Consider the following 24,418-nt stretch of genomic DNA (forward strand, 5'->3'; position numbering starts at 1 on the left):
GTGATAACTTCGTCGCTAGATGACGTCGGCGAACGTGCATTCGACGCGGCGAAAGTAATACAGGCCTGAGACCAAGATAACCACGGTCGAGCAAAGCGACGTTGCAATCATCGTCCAGTCTGGTGTTCCCATTGCGAATAGACTCCAACGGAATCCCTCAACCACACCAACCATTGGGTTCAACGCGTAGAGCGTTCGGTAATCTTGTGGGACCGTCGAGATCGGATACACAATTGGGCAAAGGTACATCCAAACCTGCAAAAGAAATGGAACTGCCATCGACGCATCGCGAAAGCGTACGTTGATCGCGGCCAGCCAGATTCCAAAGGCCAATGCGGTCAACACGGTGATCGCGACAAATAATGGAACCGTGGTGATCGTCCATGCGGGCTGATGGTTGTAGATTGCCATCAGCGCAAGCAGGACGATGAATTGAATGCCGAATTCAACAAGTCCTACACCGACTTTTGCCAAGGGCAGAACCAGTCTGGGAAAGTAAACTTTGGTAATCAGTGACGATCCGCCGACAACGCTTTGCGTGATTCCCGACAGCGAAGTCGAAAAGTACAGCCAGGGCATCAGTCCGGCAAATGCGAATAGTGGGTAAGGAATGTCGGTGTTGATTTTGACGAAGACACTGAAAACGAGTGTGAAAATCGCTGCGGTCAGAGCGGGGCGCAAGATGGCCCATCCATATCCAATGACACTTTGGCGGAATCGGGTTGAGATGTCTCGCCGAATCAAAAGCCAAAGCAAGTCACGGTAACGCCAAAGTTCCTTAGAATCGAACGCTTGCCATCGGCTGGGCGGGCAAATCGTTACGGTTTCCAGTTGCCGTGACAAAACTGACACTTCAGACTGACGCGTCGCAGGGTTTCCGATACTCATCGAGACGTCTTAATCCAGTCGCTTTGCGTCTCTGCAAAGTCACCGATTTCGTCGAGAATTTGGTCGGCAGTGATTTCGGGTTGCCAATCCCATGTGGTGCTAGCCAAGCTGTGGTCGAGCACCATCCAGGGCAGATCGAACTGTCGTGGAACGGGATCAACTGCGACCAGGTGCACGCCCCAGCGGTCTTCACACCAGTGGCTTAATTGCCGTAGCGACCGAGCCGATTGCACGCCGCCGGAGACATTGATGATTCGCGGTTGTTTGTTCGGCAACGTTTTGATCTGTTTAAACAACAATCGAGATAAGTCGCGCGGGTGCAGGCAGTCGCGTACTTGGTGTCCACGGCCATCAAAGCCTATGTATCGAAGCGGCTGGTTCTCTTTCCAGCTGTGAAGCCAAAATGCAAAGATGCCTTGATCCGCCTTTCCAAATTGTCCCGCTCCCGCCATGACTCCACAGCGATTGATCCAAACAGGAAATCCAAAGGCATAGCCGTATTCCAACGCGAGCTGTTCCGATGCCAGTTTCGTTGCCCCGTACAGCGAGATCGGTGCAGCGGTTGAATATTGTTCTGAGATGCCGTTTTCGGTTACACCGGCCGGACAGCTATCGTTGGTCGGACGGAAAGCATCCGATTCGACTTCGACAGATAGATCGGCAAGCGCGGGAATCGAATAGACGCGGCTCGTGCTCAGGTGGATAAAGCCAGCCCGATGACGTTTGCAGTGTTCCAGCAGGTTGACGGTCCCTGTCAAATTCGATTCAAGGAGTTGGCGACTGCCGTGTTCGGTCCCGATACCAGCGACGACACTTGGGTTGGCTGCCGCGTCGATGATCCAATCCACTTGCCCAATCGCGGCGACATCACTTTGGCAGCGGATGTCCGCATGTTGGACGTCGATGTCTAGCTCGGCTAGGCGTTCGCAATTGAGCCAGCTCCCACGCCGCGAAAGGTTATCAACACCGCGAATGCTAAACTCGTTAGCGGAATAGTGCTGCCGGAACGCTGTCGCGATTTGGCTTCCGACGAAACCGCAGATCCCGGTGATAAGTATCGTTTTCGTCACTTTCTTTTACTAGCTCGCGAGTGACTCGATCTGCAACAGCGGCTGGACGCATCGATCCCAAGTCAGTTCCGATGCCCGAGTCCTAGCGGCCGTGCTGAGGTGGTTCCACAAGTGTCGATCGACCAGCAGTTGTTCGATCGCGTCGGCTGTCCAATTGGGGTTTTCAGCTGGGCCGAATTTGCCTGCAGATTCACAGATCTCTGAAATCGCACAACAATCAGTGCTGACAACCGGAGTCCCAAACACCATCGCTTCCGCTGCGGGGATACCGAACGATTCACATTGGCTCGGTAGTGCGAACACTTGCGATGTCGCATATTCGCGGTGCAGATCCTCGTCGCTGATTCGACCCAGGATTTTAACTGCGTCGTTCAGATGCAACCTTGCGATCTGGCTTCGGATTCGGTTTTCGTAGGCCGGATCCGGCCATGGCCCGACCAAGCGAAGCGTTGCCGGAATGTTGCGTCCACGTACGAGCGAAATCGCATCGACGAGTGTATGGATGCCTTTCCAGTTGGCCATCGCGGAAACCGCAAGAACCGAATACGGCTTTCGCTGAAGCGACTGGTACGTTGAAGCGATCTTGAAGGTGTCGCTGTCCAGACCCACGTAGGCGACTGCTTGGTTGCGTTCGTGGGCAGAACGGTTATCACTCTGGTAAAGGCTTCGCAGATGATTGGAGATATAGATCATTAGGTCTGCGTGTTTAAACGCTCGGCCATATCCAAGTCGCTGCAGTTTCGCCTTGATTCGATCCTGAATGCTTTGATGGGCATTGGGGCGGTAGCACCAAGGGTTTTGGCAGAGAACCGCTTGTGGGACAGGACATCGCGGCATTAGGTGTCCCGACACCGTGAGTGCGACATCGATACCAAGATCGCGAATCAGCTTTGGTATCCGAAGCGTCTCCCATGCCGTGCGTTTGGCCCAGTGCCTAAAACGCTCTGCGACAGGCACCAGCACCATTCCGGTCTGTCGCAGAGACTTTGGTGGCGGATCCGACTGGTAGTGCAACAAAACGAGTTCGTGTGATGGCAAAATCGATTCGCAGAATGGTTGAAGGAAACCATAGACCACGTGTCTGCCGCTCATCGAGCCGATCGATAGTGTGTTGACTAACAATCGCATTTGCGTATCAACGATTTAGCAAGCAATCCGCAATTCTTTCAGCAGCTTTGCCGTCCCAAAGTTTTGGGCAACGTGGCTGGGGCGGATTCGCTTGGATGTCGTTCCATGCCTCCAACAATGTTTCTTTGCCGGGTTGGACCAATCGATTGGTGCCTTCATCGATTGTGATCGGGCGTTCGGTGTTTGGCCGCACAGTCAGGCAGGTCACGCCAAGGTAGGTCGTTTCCTCTTGTACGCCGCCGCTGTCCGTCATGACAACCTTGGCTGATTTCATCAGTCCCATGAAGTCAAAGTATCCGAGCGGATCGACCATCCGGATCCCTTCAGCGACTTCGATGTTGTTGTCTTTTAGTCGCGCTCGCGTCCGCGGATGCACAGGGAAGATGACAGGCAGTGTTTCCGATACGATGTTCAATGCCGCGATCAGCTCAGCCAGCATCTTAGGTTCATCAACATTACTTGGGCGGTGGAGCGTTGCTAGGACGTATTCGCCCTTTGGCAAGTCCATCCGTGTGAGGATGTCACTTTGTTCGATCTTTGGCAGAGCGCGGACTAACGAATCGATCATTACGTTTCCGACACAAGCGATCTTCTCTGCCGGGACACCTTCGGAAAGCAGGTTTTCATCACCATCAGGAGAAGGCGTCAAAAGCAAGTCGGCGATCGCATCGGTAACCAATCGGTTGATCTCTTCAGGCATCCCGCGGTCGCGTGAACGCAAGCCGGCTTCAACGTGTGCAATCGGAATTCCGAGCTTGGACGCAACCAGGGCGCATGCGACAGTTGAATTCACGTCACCGACGACGACAAGCCAGTCCGGATTGTGTCGCAACAGCACCGGTTCAAACTCCATCATGATCTTTGCGGTTTGTGCCGCATGAGATCCTCCGGAGATTCCAAGATGTTCGTCCGGTTTGGGGAGTTCTAGTTCGCGGAAAAACACATCCGACATCTTCTCGTCGAAGTGCTGTCCGGTATGGACAAGGATCTGTTCAACGTCGGGGTTCTTGGCTGAAATCGCACGAATGATCGGAGCGATTTTCATGAAGTTGGGGCGGGCGCCGACGACGGAAAGTATTTTCACGACTATGAAATTTTGAGCGAGGGGGAGGATACGTTGGACCTAATTCAGGTCATGTTGATTCAAATATGTTTCAGCTGCCAGTTTGGCTCGCGAGTCTTCCGGGATGATTTGATCCAGGTGAATTCCTGCATAGCGTTTAGCTTTGCCGAAAACTAACGCAATCTTCTCCGGCGATAGTGCTGCGGCTCGACGAAAGGCTGCTGTTGCGCGATCGAAATCGGCGTGGTCAGCAAACGAAGTCCCCACCCTTAATTGAACGTCAGGAGAGCGGTGAAACAGCTGTGCCGACTGCCGCAAGGCAAGGACTGTGCGGTCCGAGTCTTGATGCGCGAATTCGAGTGCGACCAGATTGAATCGTGACTTAATCGATAGCGGTCGAACCGCTAGTGATTCATCAGTCAAACGCAATGACTTCGTATAGGACGATACTGAACAGCAGTCAGAGTGTCCGACTTGTAGCGGTTCCACGAACAAGCCACCACGAGTCACCACAGCATCGGAGCTGTTTCTACGCCACGCCAATCGCCGGACCAATTTTGATGTCTGAGCATAAAGGGCATCGCGATGTAGTTTCGGCAACCGCGAATCGCTATGGGTTTGAAGCTCTTGAAGCCTTGCGATTTCGTAATTCAGGTCGACAAATGCATCGATTAGGTCCGCAGTGGGGTGTTGGCTTTTTAAAGGAGCGTATCGTTGTTCCAGACTCAATAAATCTGCCAGTCCGGTCTGTTGATCGCACAGCCGGTTGCGGATCAGCCCGGTCGCATATTCCGCCCGTCCATCGAATCGGAGGTGACCAACGGCGATCCCAGCGATAGTCATCGAAAGCGTCGCTGGTATAACATGACGGACAAATAAAGGAGTGGTTCGCTGTATGTGGCCGAGTCTACGCCTGCACCGGTTTGCGAGCGTTATCGGTCGCAAAACGGCCGGAACCAATCGAGCAAGTGAACGCCCAACAGTACTTCGCGGTGTCTCCGCTTCTTGAGTCGCCGCAGGATTGGCGGCAAAAGTTAGTTGCGTCGCCCAAGACCAGAATGCCGCGAATAGTATCGCGGCGAAAAGCAAGTTGGAGGGGATCATCAATCCAAAATCGAAGCATTGGCTGATCGCAATGTTCCAGCCAATGAACATGCAGCCGAACTTTAGACCGCTATCGATGGGGCTTTTCGAACGACCTAGCTTGCATCTGCAATTCCGAAACATTGCAAAGATTGTGACGGCAACGACTAGTCCAACAACCGAGGTTTCGACCAGCAATTCCAGCCAGAGGTTGTCCGCATGCGTGAACCATCGCCATGGACTGGACTGTTGCCATGGCAGGTAGGCAAATGCATAGGATCCTAAGCCACTTCCGAAGGGAAAGAAATGCAGACTGGCCCGTAATGCGTCAGGCCAGTGTTGAAGGCGATAGTCGTCAGAAATCCGCGTTATCGTTTGTTGGACCAAGCCATTGTGTAGAAGACTTGGGTACCGGTAGACAATCAACGGGATGCTCACTGCGACCAAGATCAACAAGAATGTCGATGCAACGAGCAACCGTCGTCGTCCTATTCGATCAGCCGTTGCAGCGATCGAAATCACCATGGCAGCGAGCATTGCGAGGATGCCGCCACGTGAACCGTTCGCTATCAGACCCACGATACAAACGACAAGCATCAAAGTTGCGGTGACCAACATCGGATCGAACGCTATTGTCGCGAGTCGCCGAGCGTGCGATGTCCGTTTCCTCGCAACCTGCCGTCGCGTTTTCCAACGATACAGGATGATCGCCAACGATGTGCCGATCGCTAGGTTGATCGCGAACGCCGCGTTATTGCGATTGAGGAAGGTCCCGAATGGGGTGCCTTCACCGCCTTCTTTGAAACTCCAAAGTGACCATTGGGGGATCGTTTGTCGTGAAATCCCGACGATCGAAACGACACAACCGTAGATTCCTGCGGCAACCAGCAGCCAGAGCATTTGAGCTCTTGTTTGAAACACCAACGGAACGACTGCCATCGCTGCGGCGGAGAGGACGACCAGCCAGATGTGGTGCTTGGAATCGAGCGGTGAAATTGAAATTGGCGACGACTGTTGTCCAATCGTGTCCGATAATGGTGCCGCCCAATCGTAATACGCTTGATAACTTGCCGGACTGATCAAGCCAAGCATAGTCTTGGGAACCGGAATGGTTTGCAGGGTGCAAAAGGCTGCAAAAAGACAGATCGACAAAGCCGGGAGATAGGCATCGAGCCGGAACGGTTCTAAACGTGTCTTATCTCGTCGGACCGCCGTGCTGGCAAAAGCGGCTGCAATTGCAACCAGCACAGCGAGCGACGCAACATACTGTGTCCAGTGCAGCACACCGCCAAAGTCCAATGACATGACGATGGGCGTCACCGCTAGGATAAATGCTGCGAACCACCGCAGGCAGCTAGACACTGGTGCTTCGTTCCATATGAAAATACGGGTTCGGGTCATCAGGCGACGGGCGTTAACCCCGGTTATTGCACTGAAACCGTGGCTAACGCCATACTGCGAATCCTAGAATCGAGTTGGAACGAAGCACTAGTCCGTTCGCTCCAAGTCCGCTTGCACCATCAATTCGGCAAGCTTCGGAAGGGTCGTTTTCGCCTTCCATCCCAGCTCGCGTTCCGCTTTGCTGGCGTCGCCAACAAGTCGTGTCCCTTCCGAAGGCCGCATGTAACGCGGGTCTTGCGTCACATGGTCTTCCCAATTGAGGCCAACCGCGTTGAACGATGCCGCTAAGAAATCTTTAACGCTGTTGTCGGTTCCGGTAGCGATAACGAAATCGTCCGCGGTGTCATGCTGGAGCATCCGCCACATCGCTTCGACGTATTCGGCTGCGTAACCCCAGTCGCGTCGACCGTCGAGAGAACCGAGTGACACGGTTTCTTGCTGCTTGCGTGAAATCGCTGCCGCAGCACGTGTGATCTTTCGTGTAACAAACGACTCACCACGCAGTGGCGATTCATGGTTGTAGCAGATCGCGTTGCACGCAAACAAACCGAACGACTCACGATACAGCGTGACCATCTGCGTCGCGAATGCTTTCGCAATGCCGTACGGGGTGACCGGACGCATCGGTGTCAGTTCATTCTGTGGGGCTTCGTCAGGTCGACCAAAGATTTCGCTACTACTGATGTGCAGGAACTTTGGCTTGCGTTCGAGATCGCGAATGATCTCCAACAGTCGCAAGGTTCCCATCGCGGTGAATTCGCAGGTCGTTTCGGGGATCTCGAAACTCGCACCGACGTGGCTTTGGCCAGCTAAGTGGTAGACCTCATCGGGAACACACTTGAGCATGATTCGCCGAATGGTCGTCGTGTCAGCCAAGTCGGCGTAGTGCAAAAACAGCTGTTTGTTGTAAATGTCGTCGCGATGAAAGAGGTGATCCAGGCGGGCTCGCGCGGTCGTACTGCTGCGACGGACGATGCCGTGTACGGAATAGCCTTTGGAAATCAGTAATTCCGTCAAATACGATCCGTCTTGTCCAGTGATCCCGGTAAGCAGTGCTGTTTTCATTTCGTCGTGGGGAGCGTATTGGTGGTGGGGATCGCGGCGGTCGTTTTAAACTTCGATCCCAATGGGGCCGGAACTGTAGTGCTTGGGGAATGGACTTCGTCGCTCGTCTTGTCGATCAGGATGTTTCCGAGCAGTTGAGCAAAGCGTTCAATGATCACGGGCCGATCGAATTCTGTCCGAGCGATCTTGCGAAGTCGACTTTGTTGTTCAAGCGAAATCGAAATTTGTTCAACGCTGCCATTGGCTTGGGCTTCCGCCATCGCGACGGCTTGTGCGAGCAACTTCGGCGATCCTGGTTGGACGCACCAGCCCAAATCTCGTTCGATCACCGTTTGGCACAGGTCGGTTTCGCTGTCGGCCACTGCGATAATAGGTCGGCCGACGGACATGATCCCGTAAAGTTTGCTTGGGCAAAGGCAGCCCGCAACTTTTTCATGCATCGAAACAATGTGCACATCCGCCGCAGAAAGACTTTCGCGCAACTTTTCGCGGGGCTGATAGGCGGCAAACCGAATCCGATACCCACCCGGATCCACCTGTTTGGCACGTTCCAGCAGGCGGTCACGCGAGGCGCCATTTCCAACCAACAATAGTTTTGCGTGGGAGGGCCATGACGGGTCCTGTGTCGCCTCGATCAGAACATCCAGTCGTTGTGTCAGTCCCATATTCCCGGAGTGCATCACAATAAAGTCATCGGCCAGATTGTGCCGTCGACGAAATGGGTTGTTAATATGCTCGACCGGTTGCAGGCTGGTGCAATCCGCCCAGTTGGAAAGCAGTTCAATTTTCTCGGTCGGAACGTTCCAAGTCGGACCAATCAGGCGCCGACGCATACATCGTCCGAGCACGATGATTTTTGACGCTTGGACGTACGACTGCCTTAATCGATTGCGAATCAGTTCTGCCGAGTACGGTAATCGCAACTTTCCAATCGCGACCGCCACATCGGGATAGATGTCCTGAAGGTAGACACAATGTTGTGCGCCGATCCGTTGTGCATGGCGAGCACCGGCGAGTGGCAACATGAACGGGTCGGTTTCGCTGATGACGATGTCCGCAGCCAAACGACTTTGTTTCAGGTATCGATCGACCGCACGATAGAATGAAATCATGCTGGCGATACGTGAAAACGGGTTCTTCTTATTCGCTTGGCGATGATTCAACCGGTGTAAAGTGACACCCGAACGGACCTCCACGCCAGAACGCATGAATCGGCTGTTTGGCTCCGGGAAGTTCGGTTGACCACAAACAACGTGCACGTCGTATTGGCTGGCGAGTCCTTTGCAAAGGTCTGTCAACAGTTGGCCGGTGGCTTCGATATCCGGCCAGTATGACCTGTTGAGAAAGACGATGCGGCGGCGATGCTGAGTAGGTTTTTCCACGACGGTCTTGCTATCGAAGCAATACCATGGTTGATGCAGTGACAAAGACTGCGGCGCACCAAGTCAGCTAATTATTCGGTTCGCTTCTGTTGAAGCAAAACACGAAGCAGCTGGCCTAGCGTTAAGGAAGCGGGATTTGTTGCGACCAGGGACGGTTTTCTAAGTACCACTGGACCGATGCATCTAGGCCTTCTTCCAAGCTAACTTTTGGAGTCCAACCCAGCAGGTCGCCTGCTTTCGTGATGTCGGCACTGGTGGTCATCATGTCGGCTTGATGGAATGGCTTGTAGTTCACTTTGGCCTTCTTGCCCAAGCGGTCTTCAAGCATTGCGATGATTTGGTTGATCGAAACCGGGGTGCCGCCGCCACCGAGGTTGATGATTTCGTACCCCACGGGCTTCGATGCGAGGATCGTTCCACGTGCGATATCATCAACAAATGTGAAATCGCGTGATTGTTCACCGTCACCGAAAAGTTCGATCTCTTTTCCTTCGTCGATCCAGCGAATGAATCGGAACACCGACATGTCTGGGCGTCCCGCCGGTCCGTACACAGTGAAGTAGCGGCAGACCGAGACATCGATTTTGTATAAGTGGTGATAGCTGAATGACATCACCTCAGCAGCTTTCTTGCTAGCCGCGTAAGGTGAAATGGGCGTGTTGACGGGCAATGATTCCTTAAACGGCATGGGCTGCCCGGCGTACAACGATGATGTTGAAGCCAGAACCAATTTGGGAACACCGGTACGGTGCATCTGATCAATCAGATTCAAGTTCCCGAATGAATTCGTTTTCAGGTAGATGTGCGGGTTTTCCATGCTGTATCGCACGCCCGCACGCGCTGCCAAGTTAAACACCGCATCGAATTGGTGTTGGGCAAAAACGTCCGCAACTTGCGAAGTGTTCTCGATATCAATCTGGTGAAACGTAAAGCCATCGGATTCGAGCGTTTCAAGGCGATGTCGTTTTAAACCCGGGTCATAGTAGTCATTCAGATTATCGATCCCGACAACTTGGTTGCCGGCGTCGAGCAGAAGACGGCAAACGCGCGAGGCAATGAAACCGGCGCTGCCGGTGACCAGGTACGTCGAACCTTGATTTGACTTGTCGCTCATCTTGAAGTTGGTTTCTGTGGGGCGTTTTCGATTCGGCGATTTGGGCGGCGGGGCACGCGTCTGATTGGGCGTCCACTCGCGAAGTACCGGTGCGTGGATTCTAACGATGTAGGGCTATCGGTGTAGAGCCATCAGGGTAAGGTCGATTCGGCGTGCTTTACCCGGCAAGCAATGTTGCTTCCTGTGCGTTACTTCCTACGCCCGCCTCGTTTAACGCAGGCCTCGTTAACCTACTAATTTTCTATTGTCGCCCTTCGCTCCGTGAAGGTAGCGTTCTTTTCCCGTCGTCGGTGGCGCGGACTTCGTCCACTTGGGTGACACATGGGCGTTGCATGCCGTCACCGGTGGAGCCTGCCAGAATCGATCAATTGAATTAGGAAACTTTTTTTCATAGCCATTGGGGATGCCAGGTGTGGGGCCGAAGTGCGGCTGGCACGTTGTGTCGTGGATATCGCCAAAGCACGCAGTCAACGGCCAAGTTGATCACTCGGATGTTCGATCAAAGCGGATAAAAGGTAGCGGTTGTAGCGAAGTTGCGCACTGAAACTTTGCCTACACTATCAGGCTCGAAGTTCGCCTTCGTGGCTCGACATCGCGTGCTGAAAATCAAGTCAAATTGGGGAAACGGACATCGCAGCGAAGGCGTTCGGTGGAGCCGCTATGTGCATGCGATGTGCTAGATATTGACGGAAGCTGAGACTGTGCTGTCGATCCAGTGGAGCTGAAACGTAGTCGGTCGGACGCAGACTAATGCCTCGTTCCAAATCGATTTTGGATTAGCCGTATGGCGTTAGCCACGGTTTGAGTGCAATAACCGAGGCCAACACCCCTCGGCTGATGACCCGAACCCGCCCGTAATTTCATATGGAACGAAGCTCTAGACGTACGGCGAATAAATCGAGCTATGTTAAAAGATCTTGCCAGCGCGTTTGAAGGGACGGATTCAGATGAGGTGATTTGGGGAATTGGTCTCTGCATCGTATCTGAGCCGGAATTTGTCCGCGCCGGACACTTGCTTCTGTCAGTTGTCCCCGGAAGATTGGCCAAAGGCTACAGTATTGGGGAGGCTGCCCCCCAATGATTTATCGAAACCCTTCGCGACTGGATGTTGCCCCATGAGCGACCTGGAAGACCTAACTCGACTGCCAGACGATTTTGACGGGGATGTGCGTCTATTCCCTTTACCGTCTCTCGTGTTGTTTCCCCACGCGGTCCAGCCTCTGCACATTTTTGAACCCCGCTACTGCGAAATGCTTTCCGAGGCTTTGGCGACGGATGGGCTGATTGCAATGGCGACACTTATCGATGGCGTTCCGGATTCAGTGGGGCAGCCGCCGATCGCATCGACCGTTTGCATTGGACGAATCGTTTCGCATGTGCCGTGCGAAGACGAGCGACACAACATTCTGCTCGTCGGGATCAAGCGTGCGGAAATTGCAGCCGAAGTAGACGCGAAGCGTTGTTTTCGTATCGCAAGATCAAATGTGCTCGACGACCTTTATCCTCCGACAGGCAAGCAAGGTCGATCCCAACTGCGGTCAGATTTGCTGGACGCGTTCGGTCAAGTTATCCCGGCCACCAAATCAGCAAAACGCGAGATAAGTGAGTTGCTGACTGGTTCGATGGGGTTGGGACCGATCACCGATATCATCTCACACACGTTGCCGCTTTCTGTCGCAATGAAGTTGGAGCTGTTGGGCGAGTACAATGTCGACCGTCGCGCTGAAAAGTTGATGGGTTTCTTGAAATCCGGTGCCGTGGAATTGCCTCCGCAGGTCGAATCTTCTGAAGAGACCAAGTCCGATTCCGAGGAGACTCGCGCGATCAAGTTCCCTCCACCTTTCAGCGTCAACTAGCCAGCGAATTTGCCTGTGTGGGTTCGCGGCCTTGTGCCCGTCTGTTCACAAGGCCGGTGTTCTTTTCACCAATAAGCTCGGCTTTTAACGGGATGAAACTGCGTCCGACCAATTCGGGCGACTGTGCCCGGCGTCCTTGATCGATTCAAGTTTCTCGAGAAGCTCCTTCAGTTTTTCGGGATGCGACTCTGCCAAGTTGTCCTTTTCCGATGGGTCATTCGCCAAGTTGTATAGCTCGTATTTGCCGGGACCCTTTTCGTATGTCAGGTGCTTCTTGGCTTGAGCAGTCGCGTAGGACAGGACCTTCCAGTCGCCCACGCGAAGTGCCAAAGTTGGGCCCTTGTTAGGCTGTTGTAAAAGGTGGTCGCGGCCTTCGGCGTTTGGTTTGCCTAGCAATGCGTCGATCACGTTGAAGCTGTCGGGGCAAGCGTTTGCTGGCAACGGTTGGTCAACAAGTGCGGCAAGGCTGGCCGGCAGGTCGACCGTGCACACGATCTTGTCCGATTCGCCGGGTTTGATTGTGCCCGGCCAGTAGGTGATCAGCGGAGTTCTGGTTCCGCCCTCATAGATGCTGTACTTGCCACCACGATAGATCCCGGACGGTTGGTGTTCGTGTAGCTGTTCGATCGCGCCGTCTTGGTATCCGTCGTCAAGCACGGGACCATTGTCACTGCAAAAGACGATCATCGTGTTCTGATCGATGCCAAGTTTTTCGAGTGTTTTGGTCAGTTCCCCGACGCACCAATCGAGCTGGACAATCGAGTCGCCTCGGAAACCAAGCTTGGTCTTGCCTTGGAACCTTTCGTGCGGCATTCGAGGGACGTGCAGGTCATGCGATGCAAAGAATAGGAAGAACGGTTCCGCTTGGTGCTTTTCAATAAAGGCGACCGACTTTTCGACCCAAGCATCCGCCAAGTCTTCGTCTCTCCATCGGGCCTGGTGACCTCCTGTGTAGAAACCGATGCGGCCGATGCCGTTGTGGACAGTTTGGTTGTGCCCGTGGCTCCAATCCATTTTCAGCGTTTTTCGGACTTCGGGATCACTGCCGAGCGGGTGGTCGTCGCTGGGACTTTTATTGCCAACCCAAAGTGGGTCGGCCGGATCCAGGTTTACGACATGGTGATTTTCCACATAGACGCTGGGGACACGGTCGTTTGTCGTTGGCAGCAGGTAGCAGTAGTCAAAGCCGATTTCCAAGGGGCCCGGTTTTAGTGCTCCGTTCCAATCGGGCGCGTCACCTTCACCGAGCCCGAGGTGCCATTTTCCGACGACACCCGTTTTGTAGCCGGCGTTCTTTAGCAGCGAGGCGACCGTGTCGGTGCCGGGTTGGATCAGGCTAGTCGCATTCGGTGGCGCGATCCCAGCGCCAGGCTGACGGAAAGCGTACTTGCCAGTCAGGAAGGAAAATCGAGTCGGGGTGCAGGTCGACGCATTGCAATACCCTTGAGTGAATCGCATTCCTCCATTGGCGAGTTTGTCGATATTGGGTGTTTCCAGTTCTGTCGCGCCGTAGCAGCTGACGTCGCCATATCCCAGGTCGTCCGCCATGATCACGATGATATTCGGGTCTCGCTCTTGGGCGTGCAGTATCCGAGCGTCGTTAAAGCAGGTCAGGACGGCTAGGATTGCCAGTGCGGGCAGACTGGCTGACCGATGAAAGCCCGATGGAAGAAAACGCAGCGACATGGAACCTATCATTGGGGCTGGTTGAGAAGACGGAACGCGGATGGTGCCTCTGGGGCGGAGTGGAGCACCAGTTATACCAGGGCCGTGATCACAGTTCTCAATTTCGCTAGCGAATATTGCGGAGCCACCGATCAACTAGCTGTGCTGCTCCGTCTGGATGCGCTGGTCTTTTAAGGGGGCGGTTGTCCGCTGTGACTGGGGGTGCCGCGGATGCGCGGAGATGGCACAGAGGGCGAAAGTTGCCGATAAATTCCCGAAAATTTGTCGTCGCGGGCATGCCGCCGGCGAGTGGGAATGGCCTAGAAGGCTTGGGATTGCCGTTAAGTTCTTTATCAGAAGTGGTTTAAGACGCCGGATCTGCGTACAGCACAATTCGGGCCAGTTTTTTTCGTTGGGGTTTTCCAAGGCACCGGAGTTTGATATTCTCCCTATTGAGCCGAGGTTCCAGCCGTACCGATTTGCCGCGACGATCCCGAGAATCTTCATCGCCCATGATAACCGGGCAACACTTGCAGGTGTGAAGATCGCTCGGACATGACCGGCGAAGAGGACATGTATTTGGTCACGTTAGTTTTGACGATTACGTCTTTCACATCCTTGTGTGCACATTCCCGCGACGGATTCAATGGTCGCGTTGTGAATGCTGCTGCCGTTGCAAGTCGCCGAGCTATGCTGCGCGCGCTGTCTGGCACCTCGCTGATCAAATCAATCGACAAGATTGCTTTCCGCACATGGAGTCTCTTGAAACAAGGTAGGTCATGTCAATTGGAAAGTTGTCGAGTCTTTGCCTCCGTTGCATCCGCCCGAATCCACGATTGGGTTGAATCTGATCTGTCGGCGAGTCGTTGCCGTCGTTCAGCAGTCCTTTCCTAATAGCCGTCCGAGATCACGCATCTCAAGTCCAGCAGGAGCTTTCTCTACCGATGGCAGTTACGTCCAAGCGTCGTCTAATTCCAACTAGCATCCGTTACTTTGGAAGCGATCAAGGTGAATTTGAACTTCCCGATTTGACCGCTTTGCAAACGGCTTCCTACAAAGAATTTTTGCAGGAAGGCGTCGGCCAAGGAGAGCGTGTCGACAAGGGTTTGGAGAGCGTGCTGCGCGAGATCTTCCCGATCTCAAGCTATGACGGAAACATTACGCTCGATTACCTTCGGTACGAGCTCGGTAAGCCACGTTACACCAGCCAAGAATGCCGTCAGTTGCGTCTGACCTACGGCATGCCACTGCGTATCTGGCTGCGTTTGAATCGTGAAGAGCCACACGAGGAAGAAGTCTATCTCGGCGACATGCCGATCATGATGGGCGGTGGTGAATTCATCATCAACGGTGCCGAGCGTGTTGTCGTTAGCCAGCTTCACCGTTCGCCCGGTGTCGACTTTGTTTGGGACACTGACACCACAACCGACCGAAAGCTCCCCTCGTGCCGGGTGATTCCCGAGCGTGGTAGCTGGGTCGAGTTTAACGTGACCAAGAAGGACTCGTTGACCGTCCGGATTGACCAGAGTGGTAAGTTTGCAGCAACGACTCTGCTGCGTGCGATGGACCCCAAGTATTCCACCGATGCGGATATCTTGCAGGCGTTCTACCCAACCCGAACCGAAACGCTCAGCGGTATCGAAAGCGCCGTCGCCCTTGAGGGTAAGATCGCCGTCGATGACGTCGTTTACCCATCCGAAAGCGAGCGAGCTGGCGAAATCATCATCGAAGCGGCTCACCGGATTTCCAAAGAAGTCGCGGAGACGATTTGCACCGCAGGTGTGACCAGTGCCGAAATCATGGATGCGCCAAAGGTGCCCGTGATCTTCAATACCCTGATGGAAGACAACACTGCCAGCCACGAAGAAGCGTTGCTGCGTATCTACCAGCGTTTGCGTCCGGGTAACCCGCCGCAATTGGAAAAAGCGCGTGTGTTGTTCGAAGAAAAGTTCTACGACGACAACCGCTACCGTTTGGGTAAGGTCGGTCGTTTCCGCTTGAACCGTAAACTGGATTTGGGCGTCAGCGAAGAAGTCATGACGCTGCGTCCGGAAGACATCATCGAATCGATCCGCTACCTGATTGACCTGTTCGATCCAGACAGCAACGCCGAGATCGACGACATCGACCACTTGGGTAACCGACGTCTACGCACGATCGACGAACTTGCTTGTGAAGAACTACGCAAAGGTTTCTTGAAGCTGCGTCGTACCGTTCAAGAACGGATGAGCGTCAAAGATGCTCAAGACATGACCCCTCGTTCGCTGATCAATCCAAAGAGCGTTTCGGCGGCGATCGATTTCTTCTTCGGTCGTGGCGAACTTTCACAGGTTGTCGACCAGACAAACCCGCTTAGCCAGTTGACCCACGAACGTCGACTTTCGGCTCTCGGTCCTGGTGGTCTGAACCGTAAACGTGCGGGCTTCGAAGTTCGTGACGTTCACATTTCTCACTACGGCCGTATTTGCCCGATTGAGACTCCTGAAGGTACGAACATTGGTCTGATCAGTTCGTTGGCGATCTACGCCGGCGTCGATGATTACGGCTTCTTGATCACGCCATACCGCTGCGTGAAAGAAGGTATCGTGACCGACGAAGTCGTTTGGTTACGTGCCGACGAAGAAAACGAAGCGTACATCGCACCGGCCGATACCGAGCTGAGTGACCGGGCGCTCGTTTCTGGTCCGAACATGATCGCTCGTTTCCGCAGTGACTTCCAGATCGTTCTGCCGACTCAGGTGAACTACATGGACGTCGCGCCGAGCCAGATGGTCGGCGTCTCCGCGGGCTTGATCCCCTTCTTGGAGCACGACGATGCGAACCGTGCGTTGATGGGGTCGAACATGCAGCGGCAAGCCGTGCCGCTATTGGTTGCCGAGCCTCCAATCGTCGGAACCGGGATGGAACGCGAAGTTGCGCGAAACAGCGCGATGGTCGTTCGAGCACGTCGTGCCGGCAAAGTCACCTATGTTGACTCCTGCCGAATCGAAATCGGTAGCGACCACTACGAGCTGAAAAAGTACCAGGGACTTAACGAGCGTACTTGCCAAAACCAAAAGCCACTGGTCCGACTTGGCGAAGAAGTTCAAGAAGGTCAGATCATCGCTGACGGTGCGGCAACACGCGATGGTGAATTGGCACTGGGCCGAAACGTCTTGGTCGGATTCATGTCATTCGACGGATTTAACTACGAAGACGCGATCATCATCAGCGAAGAGTTGGTGCGGAACGACACCTATACCTCGATTCACATCGAGGACTTTGATGTCGAAATCCGTGAAACCAAGCTCGGCCGCGAAGAGTTCACTCGTGACATTCCGAACGTTAGCGAAAAAGCACTTCGCAACTTGGATGAAAGCGGGATCGTCCGAGTCGGTACTTACGTCAAGCCAGGCGACATCTTGGTCGGTAAGGTCAGCCCCAAGAGCAAGACCGAACTGACACCAGAAGAAAAACTGTTGCACGCGATCTTCGGTCGTGCCGGTGAAGACGTCAAAAACGATTCGCTAGAAGTCCCATCGGGCATCGAAGGCATCGTCATCGATACCCACAAATTCTCTCGTCGTATGAGCTTGAGCGAAGACGAGCGAAAGGAATTCGAACGCGAACTGAAAGAGGTCGAAGCGGTTGGCAATGGCGAAATCGCTAGCACCTTCGAATCTTTGGTCCGTGACTTGGAAGAAGCTGCCGGCACAAAACTGAAGGATTCGACCGGAACGCCTTTGGCGGACGGGCAAGATCCGAAGTTCGTCGCCGAACGCGCGATCGCTTTCCGATTGGATCACGTCCTCGGTCAAGTGAAGGGTGAAGACAACATCGCGGCTGTCGAGAAGGTCTTTAAGGCCCAATGGCGAAACGTTGAATCGGCGATCGATCAGCGCGATCGTAAGCTCAATAGCATGAAACGCGGTGATGAGCTTCGCAGTGGCGTTCTGCAAATGGCCAAGGTCTACATCGCGACGAAGCGAGTCATCAGTGTCGGTGACAAGATGGCTGGCCGTCACGGTAACAAGGGTGTGATCTCCAAGATCCTCCCGATTGCGGATATGCCTTTCCTTCCCGACGGAACGCCTCTGCAAATCCTGTTGAACCCGCTAGGGGTACCTAGCCGGATGAACGTGGGGCAGATTTTGGAAACTCACCTCGGTTGGGCCGGTGCGAAGCTTGGCTTCCAGTCGATCACGCCTGTCTTCAACGGTGCAAACGAAGAAGACATCAATGAAGCACTCGACGAAGCGGGACTGCCACGCCACGGTAAGGTTCGTCTGATCGATGGACGAACCGGTGAACCGATGGAGCAGGAAACGACCGTCGGATACATCTACATGCTGAAACTACACCACTTGGTTGACGACAAGGTACACGCCCGAAGCACCGGGCCGTACTCGTTGATCACGCAGCAACCGCTTGGCGGAAAGGCTCGATTCGGTGGTCAGCGTTTCGGGGAAATGGAAGTTTGGGCTCTGGAGGCCTACGGTGCCGCGTACATCTTGCAAGAGCTTTTGACCGTCAAGAGCGACGACGTCGAAGGCCGTACCAAGATCTACGAATCGATGGTCAAGGGAGAAAACACCCTCGAGGCAGGCACGCCAGCCAGCTTCGACGTTTTGACCAACGAGATCCGAGGACTCGCGTTGAACATGCAACTGGAGAAGCGGCCGATCTAGTCGCACCACGTCGATGATCGCCGCCGGTAATCGGCCATAGGCGATCAAAAAATAGCGGTCGCAATCGATCACGATTGCGACCCGGGACCCCAGAACGGTTCCACGACAAACCCGATGCCCGCAAGCCGATTACGGAACTGACTTGCGAGCTTCATTTCAACCGAAAACCAATAGCTAAACCGCTTACTGCTAAAGGCTCACATATCATGTCGATTGGCGAAACCAGCAACTACGATCGCATCAACGACTACGCTTCGGTACGGATTTCGTTGGCGCGGCCGCAGGACATCAAGAGTTGGTCGTTCGGCGAAGTCAAGAAGCCCGAAACCATTAACTACCGGACCTACCGTCCTGAAAAAGACGGTCTGTTCTGTGAACGTATCTTTGGCCCAGAAAAAGACTGGGAATGTGCCTGCGGTAAATATCGCGGCATGAAATACAAAGGCATGATCTGTGACCGCTGTGGTGTGAAAGTCACTCACAGCCGCGTTCGTCGTAAACGCATGGGGCACATCGATCTGGCCGCACCGGTCGTTCACATCTGGTTCTTCAAGGCCATGCCATCACGGCTTGGTAACCTGCTGAACATGAAGACCAGTTCGCTAGAAAAGGTCATCTACTTCCAAGACTACGTCGTGATCGATCCAGGTCAGACGGATCTGGAACACCAGCAACTGCTGACCGAAGAAGAATTCCGCGCCGCACGTGCGCAGTACGGTGTTGGCTCCTTTGAAGCCGACATGGGTGCTGAAGCCGTTCGCAAGCTGCTCAACCAATTGGACCTGGTCCAGTTGTCTGAACAGTTGCGTGTCGAACTGGATGAAACCGGTAGCAAGCAGAAAAAGAAAGACCTGACGAACCGTCTGAAAATCGTCGAGTCGATCCGTGACAGCGACAATCGTCCCGAGTGGATGGTTCTTGACGTCATCCCTGTCATTCCTCCCGACTTGCGTCCTCTGGTTCTGCTCGACAGCGGAAACTTCGCGACCAGCGATCTGAATGACCTTTATCGCCGGATCATCAACCGGAACAACCGACTGCGTAAGCTAGTCGACTTGAACGCTCCCGAAGTCATCATCCGAAACGAAAAGCGGATGTTGCAACAGTCGGTCGACGCTCTGTTTGACAACAACCGTTGTAAACGTCCTGTCCTTGGATCCTCCAACCGTCCGCTGAAATCGCTGACGGACATGATCAAAGGTAAGCAGGGTCGATTCCGTGAAAACCTACTCGGTAAACGCGTCGATTACTCGGCACGTTCGGTCATCGTTGTCGGTCCACGTTTGAAGCTGCACCAATGTGGTCTGCCAAAGAAGATCGCTTTGGAACTGTATCAGCCCTTCATCATTCGTCGGCTCAAAGAGCTCGGCCACGCTGACACGATCAAGTCGGCCAAGAAGATGCTGGAGCGAAAGGACGAGGAAGTCTGGGATATCCTGGAACAGGTTATCACCAATCACCCAGTTCTGTTGAACCGTGCTCCGACGTTGCACCGGATGGGGATTCAAGCTTTCGAACCGACCTTGGTCGAAGGCAACGCGATCAACCTGCACCCGCTGGTTTGTAAAGGTTTCAACGCTGACTTCGACGGCGACCAGATGGCGGTTCACTTGCCGCTTTCGATCGAAGCTCAGGTCGAAGCTCACACGTTGATGATGAGTACCAACAACGTCTTCGCGCCGTCCAATGGTAAGCCGATTATGAGTCCTTCGCAGGACATCGTGATGGGTTGCTACTATATGACGTGCGATTTACCTGGCCGAAAGGGTGAAGGCATGACCTTCAGTGGATACGACGAAGTCGAGTTCGCGTATGCACAAGGCACCGTCGATTTGCACGCACGCATCAAGATGCGTTTGCCACGTCACCAGCGTCTCAAGACGGAAAACGGCGACGGCAAATACGGCGAAGTCATCGAAACAACGCCCGGTCGCGTTCGCTTCAACGAAATGCTTCCCGACGGGATGGATTTCTACAACCGAGCGATGCGAAGTGGTGACTTGGCAAGTGTGATTAGTGACTGCTACCAGCGATTGGGACGCCGTCAAACGATTCACTTGCTTGACGACATGATGCAGATGGGCTTCCGCGAATCGACTCGCAGTGGTCTGTCGTTCGGTACCGATGACTTGGTGACGCCGGACTCGAAAACCGGCTTCATCAAGGATGCCGAAAAAGAAGTCATGCGTCTGAAGAAAGACTATGACCGTGGTCTGATGGGTAACGACGAACGTTACCAAATGGTTCTTGACGAATGGACCAAGGCTCGTGAATTGATCACGACCGACATGATGGCCGCGATGGAAAGCGATACCCGTAAAGGCGACTGGTATATCAACCCCGTCTTCTTGATGAGTCACTCTGGTGCTCGGGGTGGTATCGCTCAGATTCGTCAGTTGGCCGGGATGCGTGGTCTGATGGCGAAGCCAACCGGTGAAATCATTGAGACCCCGATTAAGGCGAACTTCCGAGAAGGCCTCTCGGTACTGGAATACTTCAGTTCGACGCACGGTGCTCGTAAGGGTCTGGCCGATACCGCATTGAAGACGGCGGACAGTGGCTACCTAACACGTAAGCTTGCCGACGTTGCGCAGAACGTTGTGATCACGATGGACGACTGTAACACCACGCAGGGCATCACCAAGGGTGTTGTTTATCGCGGTGAAAAGGTCGAAGTCCGCTTGGCCGATTCGATCAATGGTCGTGTCAGTCGTAAGTCGATCGTTAACCCGGTCACCGACGAAGTCATCGTCAGCGAAAACGAGATGATCACTCCAGAGATCGCTCGTAAGATTGAACAAATGGGCTTGGAAAAACTGCAAGTCCGTTCGCCGATGACCTGCGACGCTCCGCTTGGTGTTTGCCGACGTTGCTACGGGATGGACATGTCGACCGGTGCAATGGTCGAAGAAGGCATGGCTGTCGGTATCATCGCGGCACAGTCGATCGGTGAACCCGGTACTCAGCTAACCATGCGTACCTTCCACATCGGTGGTTCGGTAAGTAAGGAAATGCAGCAGTCCGACATCAAGAGTAAGAAGTCGGGTGAGGTTCGTCTGACGCGGATCCGTGCGGTTGAGAATAAAGACGGACGCTTGGTCGTTCTTACCCGTAACGGCGAAATTGCGTTGGTCGATGATCGCGGCCGTGAATTCGAAAGCTATCCAATTCCGACCGGTTCGATCCTATTGGTCTCCGACGGCCAAAAGGTGAATCCAGGCGAAACCCTTTGCGAGTGGAACCCCTACTCGGTGCCGATCCTTTCGGAAGTTTCCGGTAAGGTGCGCTTCGAAGACATCGTCGAAGGCGAAACCGTTCGAAGTGAGCGTGAAGCGTCCGGTAAAAACCGCTTGGTCGTTGTCGATCACAAGGGTGATTTGCACCCACAGATCGTTGTCGAAGACAACACCGGAAAGGCTCTGAACGTCCAGTTCCTACCAGAGCGTGCGACCATTTCGGTTACCGACGGCCAAGAGATTGTTCCTGGTACCGTCCTCGCTGAAATCCCACGTGACAGCGGTGGTGTTTCGGATATCACCGGTGGTCTGCCTCGGGTGACCGAGATCTTTGAAGCTCGTAAGCCAAAGGATCCTGCGATCATCGCGGAGATCGACGGTGAAGTCGAAATCCTGCCTGAGAAGAAACGTGGTAAGACCACCTTGTTGGTCCGCAGCGAATCGGGCATCGAGCGTGAGCACATGATTCCAACCGGTAAGCACTTCTTGGTGCACACCGGCGACATCGTCCGTGCAGGTCAGTCGTTGGTTGACGGACCGCTGGTTCCTCACGATATCTTGCGTGTTTCGGGTGAAGAAGCCGTACAGCAGTACCTCTTGCACGAAATCCAGCAGGTCTATCAAGCTCAGAAGGTAGAGATCAACGATAAGCACTGCGAAATCATCATCGCCCGCATGTTGCGTAAGGTGAAAGTTGAATCGCCCGGCGATACCAACTTGCTTCCAGGCTTGGTGATCGACCGGTTCCAGTTCCGTCATGCCAACCAGGAATTGACCAAGTGCATGAAGGTGGCTGATGCTGGTGACAGTGATTACACCGAAGGCGTCATCATTCCGAAGGAATTGTTCGAAGAGACGAATGCCAAGATCGAAGCCCAAGGCGGCTCACCGATGAAGGGCAAACGTCCGAAGAAGGCAACCGCAAGTACTCAGTTGCTGGGTATTACCAAGGCGGCCGTTCAGTCGAACTCGTTCATCTCGGCCGCGTCGTTCCAAGAAACCACCAAGGTTCTTACCGAGGCTGCATTGGCCGGAAAGGTCGACAAGTTGGTCGGTCTGAAAGAGAACGTGATCCTTGGTCACTTGATTCCTGCGGGTACCGGTTTCCGTGTCTTCCAGGAGTCGGAAGTCAACTATCGCCCTGACGTCATTCCCGAGGACTTCGGTGCCGGAGCAACCAACTTGGTTGAGGACTTCCCGCTGCTGAACGACGGTGACGCGGCACTGGGAGCGAGCCCAATGGATAGTCCAAGTCAAATGGATCAGGACGCGACACGCTTGATGGGTGGAGCGAATCCGACCTTGGCCGACACCGGTGAGCAACCGCCAACGATCGGCGGAAGCGATTTCCCACCAATCGGCGAATAGTTCTTCTGAACTAGTCTTGCCGATCAACATACAATCCCGTTCGTGTCATCGATGCGAGCGGGATTTTTTTTGGGCGGTACTGTTGGGCAGTTCGGGTGTGAAAATCAGTTCCCCTACCGCGTCTGGGCGACGCATGCTTGGCCCAACCGAAAGCAAGTCAATTCGCGAACCAGCCTACCGTAGGGCGGTTCTTGATTATTGATGCCAGGCGGTACAATGTGCGTCACAAACCACCCCTTCTTTAGGACACCTCCGTGAATTTGTCATCTCTGCCGACCGCGACAAAGGATCCCAACGAGCACGCGAAGCATGCGTTGGCTGATTACAAATCCATGACCAGTGACGAGCTGGTCGCGCGGATCACGGCGGTACGGGAATCGTATGGCGATTCTTTATTGATTCTTGGCCATCACTACCAGCAAGACGAAGTCGTTGAGCACACGGACTTACGTGGTGACAGCTATCAACTGTCGCAGATGGCTGCCGAAAGTGATGCGTGTCGCACGATCGTTTTCTGCGGCGTTCACTTCATGGCCGAGACCGCAGATATCCTGGCGAATCGTCCCGAGAAACTGACCGAGCGAGGCGAGCGAGTCCGAGTGATCCTGCCGGACATGGCAGCGGGATGTTCGATGGCGGATATGGCAGCGATCAACCAAGTCGAAGCGGCTTGGCAAGACATGTCCGAGATCATTGATACAGAACGTGTCATCCCCGTCACATACATCAACAGTGCCGCAAGCTTGAAGGCGTTCTGTGGACGCAATGGCGGAATCGTTTGTACCAGCAGCAATGCACAGGCCGTTTTGGAATGGGCATTTGAGCGTGGCGATCGAGTGTTCTTCTTTCCCGATCAGCATTTGGGACGGAACACATCCTTGAAGATGGGTATCACCGAAGATCAAATGCCCGTTTGGGATCCATACGAACTAGAACTTGGCGGGAACGACGAGGCGGCGATTGAGAACAGCCGTGTGATCCTCTGGAAAGGACACTGCAGCGTTCACCAGATGTTCCGCCCCGAGCACGTCGAGATGTTCCGAAAGCAACATCCCGGAATCAAGATCTTGGTGCACCCCGAATGTCCTCGCAACGTCAATGACATTGCGGACCTGTCAGGAAGCACTGGCTACATCATCAAGGCTGTCCGTGAAGCAGCACCCGGAACCAAGTGGGCAATCGGTACCGAATTGCACTTGGTCAATCGATTGAAAGCGGAACATCCCGAGCAGGAAATCCACTTCTTGAGTCCCGTCGTTTGTATGTGTGCGACGATGTATCGAATCGACTTGCCACACCTGTGCTGGTCCTTAGAAAACCTTCGCGATGGAACTCCGGTCAACACGATCGAAGTTGACGAAGAGGTTTCCAAATGGAGCTTGGTTGCGCTCGAACGTATGCTGGCGGTCAAATAGACGGGCAAAGCTATCGA

At 54.0% G+C, this 24,418-nt stretch carries 13 protein-coding genes; 4 read left to right on the forward strand and 9 right to left on the reverse strand.

Going from position 1 to position 24,418, the window contains the following annotated elements; all coding sequences use genetic code 11:
- Positions 1-15 precede the first annotated feature (15 nt).
- The 8 genes from LOC67_RS11855 to LOC67_RS11890 form a co-directional block, all read right to left on the reverse strand.
- Positions 16-888, reverse strand: a complete 873-nt coding sequence (locus LOC67_RS11855; protein WP_230262818.1) for an ABC transporter permease — start codon at positions 886-888, stop codon at positions 16-18.
- A complete protein-coding gene (locus LOC67_RS11860) occupies positions 885-1,958 on the reverse strand; it encodes an NAD-dependent epimerase/dehydratase family protein (protein ID WP_230262819.1) in 1,074 nt (357 codons plus the stop codon). Before LOC67_RS11860 ends, LOC67_RS11855 begins: the two co-directional genes overlap by 4 nt.
- A 9-nt stretch (positions 1,959-1,967) precedes the next feature.
- Positions 1,968-3,050 carry a glycosyltransferase family 4 protein gene (locus tag LOC67_RS11865; RefSeq protein ID WP_230262820.1) on the reverse strand — a complete coding sequence of 361 codons (1,083 nt, stop codon included), beginning with the start codon at positions 3,048-3,050 and terminating at the stop codon, positions 1,968-1,970.
- A 43-nt stretch (positions 3,051-3,093) separates the two neighbouring features.
- On the reverse strand, positions 3,094-4,170 hold the full coding sequence (gene wecB, locus LOC67_RS11870; RefSeq protein WP_230262821.1) for a non-hydrolyzing UDP-N-acetylglucosamine 2-epimerase: 1,077 nt from the start codon (positions 4,168-4,170) through the stop codon (positions 3,094-3,096).
- A gap of 39 nt (positions 4,171-4,209) precedes the next feature.
- Positions 4,210-6,594 carry an O-antigen ligase family protein gene (locus LOC67_RS11875; protein WP_230262822.1) on the reverse strand — a complete coding sequence of 795 codons (2,385 nt, stop codon included), beginning with the start codon at positions 6,592-6,594 and terminating at the stop codon, positions 4,210-4,212.
- A gap of 126 nt (positions 6,595-6,720) precedes the next feature.
- Entirely contained in the window at positions 6,721-7,698 is a 978-nt protein-coding gene (locus tag LOC67_RS11880) for a GDP-mannose 4,6-dehydratase (RefSeq protein WP_230262823.1), read from the reverse strand.
- On the reverse strand, positions 7,695-9,080 hold the full coding sequence (locus LOC67_RS11885) for a glycosyltransferase family 4 protein (RefSeq protein WP_230262824.1): 1,386 nt from the start codon (positions 9,078-9,080) through the stop codon (positions 7,695-7,697). The genes LOC67_RS11880 and LOC67_RS11885 overlap by 4 nt, the downstream gene beginning before the upstream one ends.
- 121 nt (positions 9,081-9,201) lie before the next feature.
- Entirely contained in the window at positions 9,202-10,194 is a 993-nt protein-coding gene (locus LOC67_RS11890) for an NAD-dependent epimerase/dehydratase family protein (RefSeq protein WP_230262825.1), read from the reverse strand.
- 1,115 nt (positions 10,195-11,309) lie between these two features.
- Here LOC67_RS11890 and LOC67_RS11895 point away from each other — a divergent pair.
- Entirely contained in the window at positions 11,310-12,050 is a 741-nt protein-coding gene (locus tag LOC67_RS11895; RefSeq protein WP_230262826.1) for an LON peptidase substrate-binding domain-containing protein, read from the forward strand.
- Positions 12,051-12,134: 84 nt separating this feature from the next.
- Here the strand turns inward: LOC67_RS11895 and LOC67_RS11900 are convergent, their stop codons facing one another.
- Complete coding sequence (locus LOC67_RS11900) at positions 12,135-13,736, reverse strand: sulfatase family protein (RefSeq protein ID WP_230262827.1); 1,602 nt, start codon at positions 13,734-13,736, stop codon at positions 12,135-12,137.
- A gap of 923 nt (positions 13,737-14,659) precedes the next feature.
- On the opposite strand from LOC67_RS11900, the gene rpoB reads away from it, so the two are divergent.
- From rpoB to nadA, 3 genes are all read left to right on the forward strand, one after another.
- On the forward strand, positions 14,660-18,382 hold the full coding sequence (rpoB, locus tag LOC67_RS11905) for a DNA-directed RNA polymerase subunit beta (protein ID WP_230262828.1): 3,723 nt from the start codon (positions 14,660-14,662) through the stop codon (positions 18,380-18,382).
- Between the two features lie 206 nt (positions 18,383-18,588).
- Positions 18,589-22,986, forward strand: coding sequence for a DNA-directed RNA polymerase subunit beta' (rpoC, locus tag LOC67_RS11910; protein ID WP_230262829.1), 4,398 nt, complete (start codon positions 18,589-18,591; stop codon positions 22,984-22,986).
- A 314-nt stretch (positions 22,987-23,300) separates the two neighbouring features.
- Positions 23,301-24,401 (forward strand): quinolinate synthase NadA, encoded by a 1,101-nt coding sequence (nadA, locus tag LOC67_RS11915; RefSeq protein ID WP_410001143.1) that lies wholly within the window; start codon positions 23,301-23,303, stop codon positions 24,399-24,401.
- Positions 24,402-24,418 lie beyond the last annotated feature (17 nt).

This window comes from Stieleria sp. JC731, assembly GCF_020966635.1.
Lineage (GTDB): Bacteria > Planctomycetota > Planctomycetia > Pirellulales > Pirellulaceae > Stieleria.

Coding starts and splice junctions, on each gene's coding strand:
- LOC67_RS11855 (WP_230262818.1), bottom strand. CDS start 888: ATGAGTATCGGAAACCCTGCGACGCGTCAGTCTGAAGTGTCAGTTTTG.
- LOC67_RS11865 (WP_230262820.1), bottom strand. CDS start 3,050: ATGAGCGGCAGACACGTGGTCTATGGTTTCCTTCAACCATTCTGCGAA.
- LOC67_RS11880 (WP_230262823.1), bottom strand. CDS start 7,698: ATGAAAACAGCACTGCTTACCGGGATCACTGGACAAGACGGATCGTAT.
- LOC67_RS11890 (WP_230262825.1), bottom strand. CDS start 10,194: ATGAGCGACAAGTCAAATCAAGGTTCGACGTACCTGGTCACCGGCAGC.
- LOC67_RS11895 (WP_230262826.1), top strand. CDS start 11,310: ATGAGCGACCTGGAAGACCTAACTCGACTGCCAGACGATTTTGACGGG.
- LOC67_RS11900 (WP_230262827.1), bottom strand. CDS start 13,736: ATGTCGCTGCGTTTTCTTCCATCGGGCTTTCATCGGTCAGCCAGTCTG.
- rpoB (WP_230262828.1), top strand. CDS start 14,660: ATGGCAGTTACGTCCAAGCGTCGTCTAATTCCAACTAGCATCCGTTAC.
- rpoC (WP_230262829.1), top strand. CDS start 18,589: ATGTCGATTGGCGAAACCAGCAACTACGATCGCATCAACGACTACGCT.